The organism is Acidovorax sp. A1169, assembly GCF_030704685.1.
Taxonomy (GTDB): Bacteria; Pseudomonadota; Gammaproteobacteria; order Burkholderiales; family Burkholderiaceae_C; genus Acidovorax.
The window spans coordinates 121,799-136,495 of the sequence record NZ_JAUZDX010000006.1; the positions used below are offsets into that span (position 1 = coordinate 121,799).

Below are 14,697 nucleotides of genomic sequence, written 5' to 3' on the forward strand. Positions count from 1 at the left end.
TTCCCCTGTGACCCCCATCTTCCACAACATCCGCGCCGTGCTGTTCGACCTGGACGGCACCCTGATCGACAGCGCCCCCGACCTGGCCGCTGCCGCCGACAAGATGCGCACCGACCGGGGCCTGGAATCCTTGCCTTTGGCGCGCTACCGCCCCATGGCCGGTGCCGGCGCGCGCGGCATGCTGGGCGAGGCCTTCGGGCTCAGGCCCGAGGATGCGGAGTTTGCCGCCCTGCGCGAAGAGTTCTTTGCCAACTACGAAGCGCGCATGACGCTGCTCACCGAGGTGTTCGACGGCGTGCCCGCGCTGGTCGAGGCGCTGCAGGCCCGGGGTCTGGTCTGGGGCGTGGTCACCAACAAGGCCATGCGCTTCACCGACCCACTCACGCGCGCCATGCCGCTGTTTGCCAGCGCGGGCGCGGTGGTCAGTGGCGACACCACGCCGCACGCCAAGCCGCACCCGGCCCCACTGCTGGAGGCGGCCGCCCGCTTGAAAATCGATGCCAGCCAATGCATCTACGTGGGCGACGACGAGCGCGACATCGTGGCGGGCCTGGCCGCCGGCATGGGCACGGTCGCCGCCACCTACGGCTACCTGGGCTCCGCGCAGGCCCCGCATGCCTGGGGCGCGCACGCTGCAATTAAATCTCCCTCCGAGCTCTTGCAACTGCTGGGACAGGCCTAAAATAGGAAGTCTGGGGCTGTCCTGGTTTCGACGTGGGTTCGGAGCCGGTGTGGTGCATGTCGAGCTTGATTCACGCTCGTAAATCTCGATTTAACAAACTAACTGCAAACGACGAACGTTTCGCACTCGCTGCTTAATTGCCAGTGAGCCTTGCAACAGTTGGCCGATGGGCTGGGCAAGGGGGTTCTGAGCAATCAGAGCCTCCCGGCTGCAAGGATAATTACATGGGCTGGCTCCGATCCGGGTACCTTGGATTGGGGCGAGACTTAAGGGTACTGGCGGCCTGTGTAGCGTGCGACTGCGCGACACAGGTGGCGAGACTCAAATCAGACCGCTAAACATGTAGATCTGCCCGGTGAAGGCTTGCGGACGCGGGTTCAATTCCCGCCAGCTCCACCATTACAACGTCCAAGGGCGTTCACTGAAGTCCAGTGAACGCCCTTTTTCTTTGGTGAATCAACGACTTACAGTGCATGGACGTTCGCTGTAGTCCATCTACATCCGAGGCAAAGCGGGGGAACAGACGGGGGAACAAATCCCGAAAGTCGTAGACTCGGGCCAGTTGTTCCCCCGTTTCCCTATGGGGGAGGCCGTTCCCCCACCCCTGGAGCTGTTCCCCCATGCTGACCGATGCTCACTGCAAAAACGCGAGTTGTTCCCCCGGCGCCAAGCGCGAGCGCCTGGCCGACGCGGGAGGCCTCTACCTTGAGGTCAGCCCTTCGGGTTCAAAGCGGTGGTTCTGGAAGTACCGCAAGGACGGGAAGGAAGGCCGCATGGCGCTGGGCAGTTACCCGGCCGTGGGCCTGACGGCTGCACGCAAGGCGCGGGATGCCGCCAAGAGCCAGAAGGCCGCTGGCATTGACCCGGTGCAGGCCCGCAAGGTGGAAAAGCTCAAGGGCGCCCGGCAGGATGGCGACACCTTCAAGGCCGTGGCCCTGGAGTGGCACGGCAAGCAAGTGCCCGAGTGGAGCCCGGGCCACGCCGAGCGCACCAAGCGCCAGCTTGAGCGGGATCTGTTCCCCTGGATCGGCGAGCGCTCGATGGCCAGCATCGAACCCATGGAGCTGCTGGCCGCGCTGCAGAAGGTGGAGGAGCGCGGCGCGATAGAAACCGCCGACCGCGCCCTCATGCTGTGCCGCCAGGTGTGGCGCTACTGGCTCCCCACCGCCGCCAACACCCAGCGCGACATTACCGAAGGCCTGAAAAGCCGCCTCACGCCCTATCGCGGCACGAACTTCCCCGCCGTGGTGGAGCCCAAGCGCTTCGGCGAGCTGTTGCGGGCCATGCACGCCTACAAGGGCGGGCCGACCGTGCGCACGGCGCTGCTGCTGGCCCCGTTGCTGTACCAGCGGCCGGGTAACCTGCGGGCCATGGAGTGGGCCGAGCTGGACCTTGATGCGGCACTGTGGACCATCCCCAGCGCGAAGATGAAGCGTACCAAAAGGGAAAAAGAGCAGGGCGCTGCCCACGTGGTGCCCCTGCCCACCCAGGCCGTAGAGCTGCTGCGCGATCTGCACCCCCTCACAGGCCACGGCGCATACGTGTTCCCTGGCCAGCGCGACCACGGCCGGCCCATGTCGGATAACTCGGTGCGCAGCGCCCTGTATTCGCTGGGCTTCGGTGATGAGCAGTCGTGGCATGGCTTCCGTGCCAGTGCCCGCACGATGCTGGTGGACCAGCTCGATTTGGACCCGCTGGCCATCGAGGCGAACTTGGCCCACGCGGTGAAGGACTCCAACGGCCGCAGCTACAACCGCACCCAGTACCTCACGAAGCGCTTTGACCAGGTGCAGCAGTGGGCGGACTACCTGGACAAGCTGCGCAAGGGTGCAGACGTGTTGTCAATGCCGCAGCGCGCCGCCTGACGGGCGGCACCAGCACCAGACACAACGGGCCGCGAGGCCCTTTTTTCATGGGCGCGCGATGGTCGTGCAAATTTCCTTCACCACCATTCCCGGGAAAACCGTGGGAACAGTGGGAACAGACACCATGAATCCAGCAGCCATGCGGATTACCGGCCGGTAGCGAGTGGGAACAAAGTGGGAACAGACTGGGAACAGAGTGGGAACACTTTTACATAGTGAGAAAAACACTCACACAACACTGTTTTCTCCCTATTCCCATCCCTTCGCGCCCTCGCTGCCGGCCCTTTGGCCCTTCTGTGCCACCGGCGCACCGACACGCACATTCGTGGAAATGAGCTCGTGAGGGCCTTCCCCTGGAGCCACCTCACCGGCATGCGAGCGTGCACACGTGTGCACTCGGTGACGGAGCTCCCAGCGGCGCCAGCGATGCACGGGGCCGACCTTGCGGCAGGCACCGTATCGATGTGGATAACTTTTGCCGCTAGCTTGCGCAAAAAATAGGCATCTGCGCATCGGCCGCAAACCTGCATGAATGCTGGGTTTCCCGTAAATGTGCGAAAGTTGTTCACAGTGCACAGTAAATACGACGGGCGTTATGTTTAATAGTGTGCCGTATCTCTATATTTTGCACACTATCGGGCGAGCGTGCCACAATGCTCCACAACGCCAAAGGATGCATTCATGACGCTTGATGAGTTTGACGCCGCGCTGGTCGCACTGGGTTGGAAGGTCAGTGAGTTCTGCAGGGCCACGGGCTTGCACCGCAACACCCCCAGCCGCTGGCGGAATGAGGGGGTAGAGATACCCGAGTGGGTGCCGCAGCACTTGGGCTTGTTGCTCGATCTGCGGCGCCTGCATGCGGCGTCTCTGGTACCTCCCAGTCCCAAGGCCGAGGGGTGGCTAGTTCAAGACCTGGCCCGCCTTCACGCTGCCTACCTGGTGCCATCACGCGGAGATGGGGGCGATGATGGCCAGTGAGCATATTCCCGCCCCCGCAGGCCCGGATGGGGCTGCTACCGCCCTTGCCACCACGAGAAAGCCCCGGCCGCGGCCGCCCGAGGTTGTGCCACCCGAAGGCTTCGAATGGCATGTGCAGTCCCCCTATGGCACGCTGAAAAAGGATGGTGGCGGGAAGCTGGTGCGGCTGGAGGATATGCACGCCTGGTTGATGCGGCGTGACGGCATCCCTTCAGCCTCGGCAGTGGCAAGAGTGTTCGGCGTGTTCGCGGCCGATACAAATTCCAAGCTGGGGATGGAGAAGGGGGCTGCAGAGGTGCGAAAGCACCTCTACCTCCTCGATTTGTCGGGCTATGCGCAGCCCATCGCCGGGTTCACGGGCAAGTATTTTTTGGGTGAAGTCGAGGAGCTGATTCCCTATGTGCCCGACTCTCATTTCGAAAGGGGAACCAAGGAGCTGCTCTTTTACACGCTTGGGCTGATGGCCGGTGAGGTGTGGGCGCCGCACGCGTGCGAGATTGATTTAAATCACCGCCTGGACGGCTATTGCCCGCAGGGTGACTTTCCCTCTGTCGAAAAGAGCAAAGAGATATTGGGCCGCTTCGCTGTGCCCTTCATTGCCGCGCATGCGTTATGGGACTGGGGCACTGTTGCCGTGCCTGTAGTTACGGCGGCCGAAGCGGCGCCGGCCGTGGTGCCCGTTGCGGCCGAGGTCGAAGCCGCGCCAGCCGCTGCGCCTGCTGAGTTGGTAGAGGCCGACGTGGTAAGCCCTGAAACCCTGGTGCGTTACCGTGAGCAGTTCAAAACTCTGAAGCCACAGAAGCGGCCAAGGTGGACAGAGAAACAGCGGGAGTATCTGCCGGGAGCTGTGCAGCTCCACGGTGGTGCTACCGAGCTGGGGGAGAAGTTGGGCTTGTCTTACGAGCGCGTGCGAGCCCAGCTCAGCGAGGCTAAAGAGGAGGCTGTAGAACGTGCCAAGGCAACACCCTGGAATGCCGTACATCCGCGAAAGACCGCATAGCTCCACGCCGCTTGTAGTGCCGACCAACTCCCGGGGCAGGGCTTGGTGTTTGCAGTACCTGCAACCTTCGCAGGCTGCGCATCGGGTGTCACCTGAAGGCGATAACGCATGAGAAGGCGGCCATCGGTGGTAGTTGAAATTAGGCCGGCAGCGTTGGATGCAACGGGCGCAGCTGCGTTTGTCGCTCTCTCTGTGCCCACTATGCAGAGGCTAGTGCGCCAAGGCCAGTTCCCGATGCCCCGGCAGCTTTCGGCGAGGCGCGTGGTGTTCCTTGTGCGCGAGTTGGAGGCTTGGCTGGAAGCGCGGCCCGTTGCCATGCTTCCACCACCTCCAAACGTCGCTAGTAATGAGCACTGATTGCACAATTCGAGTGCATAATTACTCAACCCTTCACAGGGCCGGTGCGTAAGAACACCATTGGTTCAGAGGTTGCAGCCCCCACCTGAAAGCGGGGCTTTGTCACGCCTAAATTCCTGGTCGGTGCGCCTGCGCCGCCTCTCATGGTTTCGGGCGGGATGGGGCGAACGGCAACGCCGCCCGCACGGCTGAACCCGTGTTCTTAACATCCCGTCCACCTGCTGCGCGTAAGAACGCAAACGGTGGCTTCTCTGTCTCGTTCAGGAGCCAAGACCATGACTGCCACTACGTCGGCCGGCCGCAGCGCCGCGCCCAAATCGCCCACCTCGGGCACCCCCGACCCCATCCAGTTGTATGCCGATGCGCACAACGCATTGGCTATGGCACTGCATTACCTGCGCATGCCGCAGGCCAATGTGCTCGGCGCATCGCGCAAGGCAGTGCAGGCCCTGGCCGCGCTGCGCAGCCTGGCGAGTGCAGACGTGTGCACAAGCCGCGATGGGAGGGCTTGACCATGGCACATCCCCACATGCCGGCCCCGGACACCATGGCCACCTTTGCGGCCTGGCTGGCAGCGCGCCAGCAACGCGCCCTGCAGGGCATGCAGGGCAGCACGGGCGAGGCCTTCGGCGTGCACTGCGATGCGTTCGCTGCACTGGCCGCCGTGCACCGCGTGGTGCAGCAGTTTGAAGGTGAGCAAGCGGGCCAGGTGACCCTGTGCGCGCCTATCGATGGGAGGGCCTGAGCCATGGCACAAATGCAATGGAGTCGGGGCCAGCTCGCTTGCGCCCTGTCGGAGATTTCACGTACCGCACGGGCCATGGAGCGCATCGGCGGTATGCAGCAATCCGCACCACTCAATGGCGATCTTGAGGATGAAGACGCGCTTGCTTTTGCAAGCCGATGCCTTGCGCAGCGGATTGGATGGCTTGCAGACATGGCCTCGCAATGCACTGCGCCAGGTGGTGAGTATGTGGACCTCCATTCGCCGCTGGAATGGACGATGCCGCCCGTTTTTGCGGCCCGTGGGAGGGCATGAGCCATGGCAATCCCACCACCAAAGGAGTTGCTAGAACTGCGCGAATCAGTGGAGCTGATGGACGCCTTTTCTCAGGATGGCTTCACTGAAATTGCAACGCTGGCCAGGCTCGCCCTCAGGAGCTTGGAAGCACCGGCCGGGTATCTCCACCTCGATGACATTGGCCATGCTTTGCAGGCAATCCATGCCGCTGCGGTGCAGGCTAGGGAGTCAATCCATGACGAAGCCGGGCGAGTGGATTGCGGACACGTGGACGAGGCCGCACAACGGCGCCTCTGTGCCTGGCAAACCGTTTACGAGAAGGGGGCCATCCATGCTTGCAAATCACACTGAGGATACGGGCGTGACGCTTTCCGAGAAGCGCGAGCGCATTTGCCTGGAGGTGGCGTGGGAGCTGGACGCACTGGCCAGGCTGCTGCCCGGCCTGGTGCCCAACATCGAAGAGGCGCACGGTGCGCACCACGCGGTGCGAGGAATCGCAGGACGCTTCCTGCGGCTTGCGGAAGCCCTGATGGGAGCTGTTCAGGCGCCGGCATACCTCGATGAGCACCTGGAGCAAATCATCAGCCTCAAGTCGCCAGGACAAGGCTAGTGAGTCGCCTTGTACGCCGCCTTGCAATGCCTTGCGGTGGGGCGGACCTTCACGGCCTTCGCTCCCTTTGCCGGGCCTTGCACGGACGAACACAAGGCGACACAAGGCGCTTGCATTTGAAGAATTGCCGTTCATACCAGCTTGATCCATGTCGGATGCGCTGGGACTCACCTGGAAGGTTCTCCGCAATGCAAGTTGTTCACTCCACCAAACCCGTTGTTCCCCGTGATCGGTTGCTCCGACTACCCGAGTGTGAGGCCTTGACTGGCTGCAAAAAAAGCACCATCTACAAGCTGATGAAAGAAGGCAAGTTCCCCCGGTGCGTGCGCATCACGGCACGCATGGCTGCGTGGCCGGAATCTGCGGTGCTGAACTGGGTGCAAGAGCGCATTGCCGGAGTCGAGGTGAAGGCATGAGCTCACGCAATCACCGATCGGCACACCGTACCCTGGATGCGGGGAACATGGCGCTCTGTGCCAGCGTGGAAGCTGCGATGCTGGTGCACGCGCGCAACGCGCCTGATTTTGGAACTGGCCGGATCCAGGAGGACGCCCACCTTCGAGCTGCATACATGCAAGCGGCTGCAGCTATGCACGCTGCCGGCCTGCAAGCAATGGCGCAGGTCGAGGCCGCGCAGGTGTTGGCGGCTGCAATGGACAGGCGCACGGCAGCTGTAAAGCGACGGAATTGCACACGGGCGCTGTTGTTCCCATGACAGCGCCTATCGCCCCCGGTTCAATCCGTGCAGCCATGTCGCACATACCCGCCAGCCTGGCACGCGACGAGTGGGCGCGGGTGGGCATGAGCCGTCCTATGAACGAAGCGGATCACGCGGCCCACCTGCAGGCATGGTGCATCTTTCAACACGAAACCCTTTTTGGGCCGCTGGGGTTTGGCGAGCTGCTGCCGCACCAGTTGGCCGGCGTCGTGGAAAACGAGCGCATGGCCTTCTTCAAGGCGGACCACCTGGCAGAGCAGCGCCTCGATGAACTGGCCGAGTTGCTTGTGCAGACGTATGCACCGGTTGCCCCCGAGGTCTGGCGCAAGCTGGATGAGGCTCGCGCTGCCCAGCAAGTGGCAACCACCCACGGCGACAGCTGCCGCTACCTGCAGGCGGCGGAGCTGGCCTACCTGCGCCCCATCGTTTGGCGCAATGAAGAGTGGTTCAACCACCCTGGTACATGACAACACCCATCACCCCCGACCTGATCCGCGCAGCCCTGGCGCACATTCCTGCAAGCCTGCCGCGTGATGATTGGGCGCGGGTGGGCATGGCCATCAAGAGCGAGTATCCCGACACTACGGGCCGGGATCTCTTTGAGGACTGGAGTGCGACCGCAGATACCCACGATGCGCGGGCTACGCGCAGCACCTGGCAGAGCATCAAGGCGGGCGGCGGTGTCTCCATCAACACGCTGCTCTACATCGCCAAAGAGCACGGCTTCAAGCTGCCCAAGGCCACCGACTTGCCGGCCCCGCCCGACCCTGCAGAGCTGGCCAGGCGTGAGGCCGAGCGTGCTAAGCAGCGCAAGGATGAACAGAACAGCCGCCAGCTTGCACAAGCTGCAGCGGCAGCCGAGGCACTGGCCTTGTGGGATGCCGGCAGCGACAGCGGCACTAGCGCTTACCTGGCCCGAAAGGGCGTGCAGGCCTTTGGCGTGCGCTTCACGGCAGATGGCTGGATGCTGGTGCCGGTGCGTGATGCTGCTGGCAAGCTGTGGAACCTGCAGCGCGTCGCGCCAGAGCGCGCACGGTATGGAACAGACAAGCTGTTTTTGAAGGGCGGGCGAAAGGCTGGCCTCTGGCACTGGTGCGGTGACCCGGCCGGCGCTGATGTGCTGCTGATCGCCGAGGGCTACGCCACGGCCGCGAGTCTGCACCAGGCCACTGGCCGGCCTGTTGCCGTGGCCTTCGATGCCGGCAGTCTTGCGCCGGTGGCTAAGGCGCTGCGCCAGGCTTACCCGGCTGCTCTGCTGGTGCTGTGTGGCGACGATGACCAAGCCACCGAAGCCCGCACAGGCACCAATACCGGGCGGGTGAAAGCGACGGCTGCAGCGCATGCGGTGGGCGGCCTGGCCGTGTTCCCTGAGGGCCTGCCCGAGGGCGGCAGCGACTTCAATGACATGGGCCAGGCGCATGGCATGGACGCCGTGAGCGAGTGCATCGAGGCCGCGATACATGCCAAGGCCACAGAGCCCGCAGAGCCTGTGGACGAAGGGCAGGGCGGGCCAGGCGGCAATGCGCCCCCGCCTGGCCCGCCTGGCCCGCCTGGTGGTCCTGCTGGGCCTGGTAGCGGCCGTACGGGGGGCGGTCGATCCTTTGATCCCTTTATCGTTGATGACTCGGGTGTGTTGCATATCGGCGTGGACCGAGAAGGCCAGCCCAAACCGCCGCAGTGGGTGTGCAGCCGGCTGGATGTGCAGGCTCAAACCCATGATCAGGATGGCGCCAGTTGGGGCTACCTGCTTGGCTTTGCCGATCCCCGGGGCAATCCCAAGCAATGGGCTATGCCTGCCCGCATGCTGTCGGGTGATGGGGGGGAATACCGCGCTGTGCTGCTGAGTATGGGTCTGCAAATCGCCCCATCGTCTAGCGCTCGTAATCTGTTGACCCAGTACATCCAGACCCGCCAGCCAGGCGAGTTTGCGAGCTGTACGGACCGCATCGGCTGGCACGGCCGGGCTTTCGTGCTGCCGCATGAAACCATCGGCGACGATGCCGAGCGCATCGTGTTCCAGTCTGAAAACCAGATGGAGAACACCTTCCGGGTGAAGCACGATGCAGAGGCCTGGCGCGACCGCATTGGGGCGCTGTGCATGGGTAATTCCCGCCTGGTGTTCGCTGTGGCATCTGCATTTGCTGGGCCGCTGCTGCGCCCTGCAGGCATGGAGAGCGGCGGCTTCCATTTTCGTGGTGACAGCTCCAGCGGCAAGACCACGGCCCTGCGCCTGGCCGCCAGCGTGTACGGTGGCCCGAGCTACATGCAGCGCTGGCGCACCACCGATAACGCGCTTGAGGCCATTGCAGCGCAGCACTGCGATTCGCTGCTGATCCTCGATGAGTTGGCGCAGGTAGAGGGCAAGGTTGCAGGCGAGTGCGCCTACATGCTGGCCAATGAGCAGAGCAAGGCGCGCGCCACACGCAACGGTGCGCCACGTGCCCGCCTGTCCTGGCGCCTGCTGTTCCTGAGTGCCGGCGAGCTGGGCCTAGCGGACCACATGGCCGAGGGCATGAAGCGCACGCGCACAGGCCAAGAGGTGCGCATGGCCGACATCCCGGCCGATGCTGGCGCGGGCCTCGGCACGTTTGAGAACCTGCACGACTTTGCTGGTGGTGCTGCCTTCTCAAGTCACCTGACGCGGGAGGCACAGGTTTGCTACGGTGCACCAGGCCGTGCATTCCTTGAGTGGGCATGTGACAACGCCGAAGGCCTGGGCAAGCGGGTGCGCGCGCGCGTGCAGGCCCTGGCCAGGCAGTGGGTTCCCGATGGCGCCTCGGGCCAGGTGGAGCGGGTAGCCGCCCGGTTTGCGCTGGTGGGCGCTGCCGGCGAGCTGGCCACCGAAGCGCAGCTTACGGGCTGGCCCGTGGGTGAAAGCGAGCGGGCTGCATGCGTGTGCTTTGAAGCCTGGATGCGCGCACGTGGTGGAGCTGGCAATGGCGAAGTGGTATCCATGCTGCGGCAGGTGCGCCGCTTTCTGGAGTCGCATGGTGAAGGCCGCTTCACCTGGTGGCACCGGGCATCCGATGACCATAACGCCAAGACGTTGCAGCGGGCCGGATACCGCCGCCTGGTGGACAAGGATGGCAAGCCCATCAAGATGGCGAAACAGACGGCCGCGCCTGGAACGTCGGCCAGGGATGCGGAGATATACGAAGCCGCGACCCGTCCAGACGATGAGAGCACCAGCGTTGAATACTTCGTGCTGCCTGAGGTGTTCCGTGCCGAGGTGTGCCAGGGCTTCGACTACCAGGCCGTGGCCCGTGTGCTCTTTGAGCATGGGGCGTTGATCCCCGGTGCCGGCCGTGCATACGACTGCAAGCAGCGCTTGCCTGGCTTGGGCCTGTCCAACTGCTACCGCATCTCGCCGGCACTGTTCGCCATCGACGTGTAGGCGTTGCCCCAGGTCCCCCCATCATGGCAACACCGAAAAAGACAGCCGCCGGCACCTGGCGCATGCAGATCGAGGTCGGCGGTGTTCGTGACAGCAACACCTTGCCTACCAAGCGCGAGATCCAGGAATGGGCAGCGCGGCGCTCCATCGAACTTAAGGCGGCCGCCTCGGGCCGCGCTGGCGAACTGCGGTCGCTGCAGGACGTGCTGCAGCGCTATGCCCTGGAGGTGAGTCCGGACAAAAAGGGGTGGCAGAAGGAAGCGATCCGGCTGAAGGCGTACCAGGGAAAAGCGCATGTGCTGCCACTCAAAAAGGCCATCACGGATCTGACCGAGGCGGATCTAATCGCCTGGCGTGATGACCGATTGAAAAAGGCTAGCCGGGGTGCTGTGCTGCGGGATATCACACTGCTGGGCTCGGTGCTGGAGCATGCACGGCGAGAGTGGAAGTACATCAGCAGCAATCCCATGCGTGACGTGTCGCGGCCACAGGAGCCGGACCATCGGGAGAGGTTGATCACTTGGCGGGAAACGAAACAGGTGTTGCGCAAGCTGGGGCACAAGCCCACGCGCCAGGCCGGCAACGTGCGCTCGGTGAGCCAAGCCGTGGCGCTGTGCTACCTGGTGGCGCTATCGACCGGCATGCGCGCCGGCGAGCTGGCCGGGCTGACCTGGGACCGGGTCTACCCCGACTACGTGCGCCTGCGGGTGGCGGACACCAAGACCAGCACAGCGCGCGACGTGCCCCTGTCGCGCCGGGCGCGGGCCTACATTGCGCGGATGCGGGGATGGGACGATGAGCGGGTGTTCGGCGTTGCGACGGGAAGCCTCGATGCGCTGTTTCGCAAGGCGCGAGTGCGGGCGGGGCTGAGCGGGTTCACCTTCCACGACTCGCGGCACACGGCGGCCACGATGATCGCCGGCCGCATGCGAAGCCAGCACTTGCCGGCTCAGCAGGCGGTGCTAGACCTGTGCAAGATTTTCGGGTGGAAGCGGATTGACCAGGCGCTGGTCTACTTCAACCCTGCAGCCAGCGACATTGCATCGCGGCTGGGCTGATCTGCCGGCCTGGTCAGCGGCGGCCGGCCTCCCACTCCACCACCTCGGCCAGCAGCCATTGGCCGTCGGTCGCGGGCTCGGGGAAGTCCTTGCGGCGGACCATGGCGGTGAGGGTCTTGCTGCACACGTCCAGGCGCTCGCAAACCTGTTTGCGTGACAGCCTGGCACCCATGGTGCGAGTCAGCTGCAGAACGGTGTCTGTGAGGCGGCCCACCATGCTGGTGAGGGTGTCGATGCGTTCTATCAGGGCGGTATCGGTCATTCGTTGCCTTTTGTAGGGCAGGGCATTTTGCAGTACCAGGTTGCAGCATCTCGCGCAGCTTGTGGCGGGGGGCGGCATGTATTGGTGCCTGTGGGCATCGCGAGCGGGTTTGCACATTCGCGGCAATCGCGCCAGAGGCAAAGCTACAGCGCTGCGCCTGGCCGCCAGCGTCTACGGTGGCCCGAGCTACATGCAGCGCTGGCGCACCACCGATAACGCGCTTAAGGCCATCGCCGCACAGCACTGCGATTCGTTGCTGATCCTGGATGAGCTGGCACAGGTAGAGGGCAAGGTGGCGGGCGAGTGTGTCTACATGCTGGCCAACGAACAGAGCAAGGCTTGCGCCACACGCAACGGCGCGCCACCTGCCCGCCTGTCCTGGCGCCTGCTGTTCCTGAGTGCCGGCGAGCTGGGACTAGCGGACCACATGGCTGAGGGCATGAAGCGCACGCGCACAGGCCAAGAGGTGCGCATGGCCGACATACCGGCCGATGCCGGCGCCGGTCTCGGCGCCTTCGAGAACCTGCACGACTTTGCAAGTGGTGCCGTCTTCTCCGGCCACCTGACGCGGGAGGCACAGGTTTGCTACGGTGCACCAGGCCGTGCATTCCTTGAGTGGGCATGTGACAACGCCGAAGGCCTGGGCAAGCGGGTGCGCGCGCGCGTGCAGGCCCTGGCCAGGCAGTGGGTTCCCGATGGCGCCTCGGGCCAGGTGGAGCGGGTAGCCGCCCGGTTTGCGCTGGTGGGCGCTGCCGGCGAGCTGGCCACCGAAGCGCAGCTTACGGGCTGGCCCGTGGGTGAAAGCGAGCGGGCTGCATGCGTGTGCTTTGAAGCCTGGCTGCGCGCACGCGGTGGGGCTGGCAATGGCGAAGTGGTCAGCATGTTGCGTGCCGTGCGGCGGTTCCTTGAGTCGCACGGTGAAGGGCGGTTCACCTGGTGGCACCGGGCATCGGATGACCACAACGCCAAGACGCTGCAGCGTGCCGGCTTCCGCCGCATGGTGGACAAGGACGGTAAGCCCATCAAGAGCGATGCAGAGCACCAGCGGGAGTACGGCGAGTGCATGGCTCCGACCGATGGTGAGTGCGTGAGCGTTGAACACTTCGTGCTGCCCGAGGTGTTCCGTGCCGAGGTGTGCCAAGGCTTCGATTGCCAGGCCGTGGCCCGTTTCCTTCTGGAGCATGTGGCACTACCCCCCGGCGCCGGCCGTTCATTCGTCTGCAAGCAACGCTTGCCAGGCATGGGCCTGCCCAACTTCCACCGCATCAGGCCTGCGCTGTTCGCCATCGACGTGCAGCCGGTGGTTCCGGCTTGGCTGGGCTTGTGCACACGTCTGCACGGCCTGCCGCCAGGCGGTAGCCACGCCGGCCGCCTGGTGGGGCGGGGCAAGATTTCACCCCGCGCCGCAATTTCTGAAACGCACCAAAATGTGCATCAGCGTTTTTTACGCTCGCGCCAGAAAGTGGGTTTGAGTTGTAACGGTGACAGGCCCGCACGCCCGTAAATGTGCGGAACTCGCGCTCTTGCCCGAAATTTGTTCCCACTCACGCACGCAGTGGGAACAGAGTGGGAACGCGCTAAGCCCCTGTTTATGCGGTGTTCCCACTGTTCCCACTGTTCCCACACAAAAATGCAAGGGGGCGAAGGATGCGGGCTCGCACGGTTTCGCCCGATGCCCAAAAATGTGCATCTGCCTGCCTTGCTTGGTGCCCTGCAGCCAGCCTGCCAGGCTGGGGTGTGTGGCCTGCCTCGGGGCGGTAGGGGTGGGGCAAAAGTCTGAGCATCGGTCCTTGGAAACCGACTGTTCAAGTGCCCATTCATGGACAGAAAAAACTACCCCCCTGGGGTTTGGCTGGCCTGGTCCTGCCCGGGCGGTGGAGGGGGAGGGGGGGGCTTCTAAAGTTTGGAGGTCTTGCCCCGGAAACCGATCAGTTCCCTAAATTTTTACGCGCGCAGGTTTTGGGGGAGGGGGGTGGGTCAAATGGTGCCGGTGGTTGGGGTAGCAAAACCAAAGCGGGGGAACAAATGGGGGAACATTTGCCTTGCTGAGAAATGGAAACCTATATTCCATGCGGGCTGCAGAGGGACTTTCAATTGACGCCAGCCCACCATCTCTCGACCAAAGGCGCTCATCCTGATCGGATGAGCGCCTTTTTTCTTGGCCAATGCCCGCTGGTTCGCGTCATTTGGCGTTGATTGACGCAAGCTCACCCCTGCCGGCGCCGCCACAGCTGCTGCCCCAGGAATCCCACGACCGCCACGTTGGTCAGCGCCACGGCGGCCGATGCCACGCTCGGGTGGTGCGCGAAGTGCCAGAGCTCGAACGGGATGTACAGCGCGCCCGAGAGCGCGCCCAGCCACTCGCCCCACCGCCGATCATTCCACAGGCCATAGGCTTCGGTAAAGCGCACCAGCACATAGGCCGTCGCGGCCAGCAACAAGGGACGGAGGTCGGCGCTGAGCAGTTGGTCGATGTCGGTGAGGACCATGGCAGGGTAGCGGTCACCGGGCTTGAGGCCAATATGGCCGATGAACGAAGCCACGATGTGGTGCAGGTCGTGGTGCAGCAGGCCCACGAATCCCAGGCTGGCCGCCAGCGCTGCAAAGCCCTTGAGCGCCTCGAATGCGGCGATGGCGCGCAATGCCTGGCGATGGGGCGGGGCGCCATCGCGTGCAGGCGGCTGGTTCGATGGGGTGGGTCGTCGGTGCATGCCTGCCATCGTAGCTGCGGGCGAGGCGTGCTCTCTCCCTG

General features: G+C 64.1%; 17 protein-coding genes and 1 other RNA gene. 16 read left to right on the forward strand and 2 right to left on the reverse strand.

Annotated elements, in window-relative coordinates; translation table 11 throughout:
* Positions 1 to 16 precede the first annotated feature (16 nt).
* The 15 genes from gph (at position 17) to QYL93_RS12470 (ending at position 11,683) form a co-directional block, all read left to right on the forward strand.
* Positions 17 to 682, forward strand: coding sequence for a phosphoglycolate phosphatase (gene gph / locus QYL93_RS12400; RefSeq protein ID WP_305744060.1), 666 nt, complete (start codon positions 17 to 19; stop codon positions 680 to 682).
* A gap of 12 nt (positions 683 to 694) precedes the next feature.
* Positions 695 to 1,081: a transfer-messenger RNA gene (gene ssrA / locus QYL93_RS12405) on the forward strand.
* Between the two features lie 221 nt (positions 1,082 to 1,302).
* Positions 1,303 to 2,547 carry an integrase arm-type DNA-binding domain-containing protein gene (locus QYL93_RS12410; RefSeq protein WP_305743912.1) on the forward strand — a complete coding sequence of 415 codons (1,245 nt, stop codon included), beginning with the start codon at positions 1,303 to 1,305 and terminating at the stop codon, positions 2,545 to 2,547.
* A gap of 681 nt (positions 2,548 to 3,228) precedes the next feature.
* The gene (locus QYL93_RS12415) at positions 3,229 to 3,525 is read left to right on the forward strand and encodes a hypothetical protein (RefSeq protein WP_305743913.1); all 297 of its coding nucleotides are present in this window, start codon (positions 3,229 to 3,231) and stop codon (positions 3,523 to 3,525) included.
* On the forward strand, positions 3,515 to 4,525 hold the full coding sequence (locus QYL93_RS12420) for a hypothetical protein (protein ID WP_305743914.1): 1,011 nt from the start codon (positions 3,515 to 3,517) through the stop codon (positions 4,523 to 4,525). Before QYL93_RS12415 ends, QYL93_RS12420 begins: the two co-directional genes overlap by 11 nt.
* Positions 4,526 to 4,633: 108 nt before the next feature.
* A complete protein-coding gene (locus QYL93_RS12425) occupies positions 4,634 to 4,882 on the forward strand; it encodes an AlpA family transcriptional regulator (RefSeq protein ID WP_305743915.1) in 249 nt (82 codons plus the stop codon).
* Between the two features lie 275 nt (positions 4,883 to 5,157).
* On the forward strand, positions 5,158 to 5,394 hold the full coding sequence (locus tag QYL93_RS12430; protein WP_305743916.1) for a hypothetical protein: 237 nt from the start codon (positions 5,158 to 5,160) through the stop codon (positions 5,392 to 5,394).
* A 2-nt stretch (positions 5,395 to 5,396) separates the two neighbouring features.
* Positions 5,397 to 5,627, forward strand: a complete 231-nt coding sequence (locus QYL93_RS12435; protein ID WP_305743917.1) for a hypothetical protein — start codon at positions 5,397 to 5,399, stop codon at positions 5,625 to 5,627.
* Between the two features lie 3 nt (positions 5,628 to 5,630).
* Entirely contained in the window at positions 5,631 to 5,921 is a 291-nt protein-coding gene (locus QYL93_RS12440; RefSeq protein ID WP_305743918.1) for a hypothetical protein, read from the forward strand.
* Positions 5,922 to 5,924: 3 nt separating this feature from the next.
* Positions 5,925 to 6,254, forward strand: coding sequence for a hypothetical protein (locus QYL93_RS12445; RefSeq protein ID WP_305743919.1), 330 nt, complete (start codon positions 5,925 to 5,927; stop codon positions 6,252 to 6,254).
* Positions 6,255 to 6,264: 10 nt separating this feature from the next.
* On the forward strand, positions 6,265 to 6,513 hold the full coding sequence (locus QYL93_RS12450) for a hypothetical protein (protein WP_305743920.1): 249 nt from the start codon (positions 6,265 to 6,267) through the stop codon (positions 6,511 to 6,513).
* 188 nt (positions 6,514 to 6,701) lie between these two features.
* A complete protein-coding gene (locus QYL93_RS12455) occupies positions 6,702 to 6,929 on the forward strand; it encodes an AlpA family transcriptional regulator (protein ID WP_305743921.1) in 228 nt (75 codons plus the stop codon).
* Between the two features lie 334 nt (positions 6,930 to 7,263).
* Entirely contained in the window at positions 7,264 to 7,698 is a 435-nt protein-coding gene (locus QYL93_RS12460; RefSeq protein ID WP_305743922.1) for a hypothetical protein, read from the forward strand.
* The gene (locus QYL93_RS12465) at positions 7,695 to 10,625 is read left to right on the forward strand and encodes a DUF927 domain-containing protein (RefSeq protein ID WP_305743923.1); all 2,931 of its coding nucleotides are present in this window, start codon (positions 7,695 to 7,697) and stop codon (positions 10,623 to 10,625) included. The genes QYL93_RS12460 and QYL93_RS12465 overlap by 4 nt, the downstream gene beginning before the upstream one ends.
* A 23-nt stretch (positions 10,626 to 10,648) precedes the next feature.
* Positions 10,649 to 11,683, forward strand: a complete 1,035-nt coding sequence (locus tag QYL93_RS12470; protein ID WP_305743924.1) for a tyrosine-type recombinase/integrase — start codon at positions 10,649 to 10,651, stop codon at positions 11,681 to 11,683.
* A 13-nt stretch (positions 11,684 to 11,696) separates the two neighbouring features.
* Here the strand turns inward: QYL93_RS12470 and QYL93_RS12475 are convergent, their stop codons facing one another.
* Positions 11,697 to 11,945 (reverse strand): AlpA family transcriptional regulator, encoded by a 249-nt coding sequence (locus tag QYL93_RS12475; RefSeq protein ID WP_305743925.1) that lies wholly within the window; start codon positions 11,943 to 11,945, stop codon positions 11,697 to 11,699.
* A 76-nt stretch (positions 11,946 to 12,021) separates the two neighbouring features.
* Here QYL93_RS12475 and QYL93_RS12480 point away from each other — a divergent pair, with 76 nt between their 5' ends.
* Positions 12,022 to 13,449: a DUF927 domain-containing protein gene (locus QYL93_RS12480; protein WP_305743926.1), complete on the forward strand. Its 1,428-nt coding sequence runs from the start codon at positions 12,022 to 12,024 to the stop codon at positions 13,447 to 13,449.
* Positions 13,450 to 14,152: 703 nt separating this feature from the next.
* Here QYL93_RS12480 and QYL93_RS12485 read toward each other — a convergent pair.
* On the reverse strand, positions 14,153 to 14,656 hold the full coding sequence (locus QYL93_RS12485; RefSeq protein WP_305743927.1) for a DUF2127 domain-containing protein: 504 nt from the start codon (positions 14,654 to 14,656) through the stop codon (positions 14,153 to 14,155).
* Positions 14,657 to 14,697 lie beyond the last annotated feature (41 nt).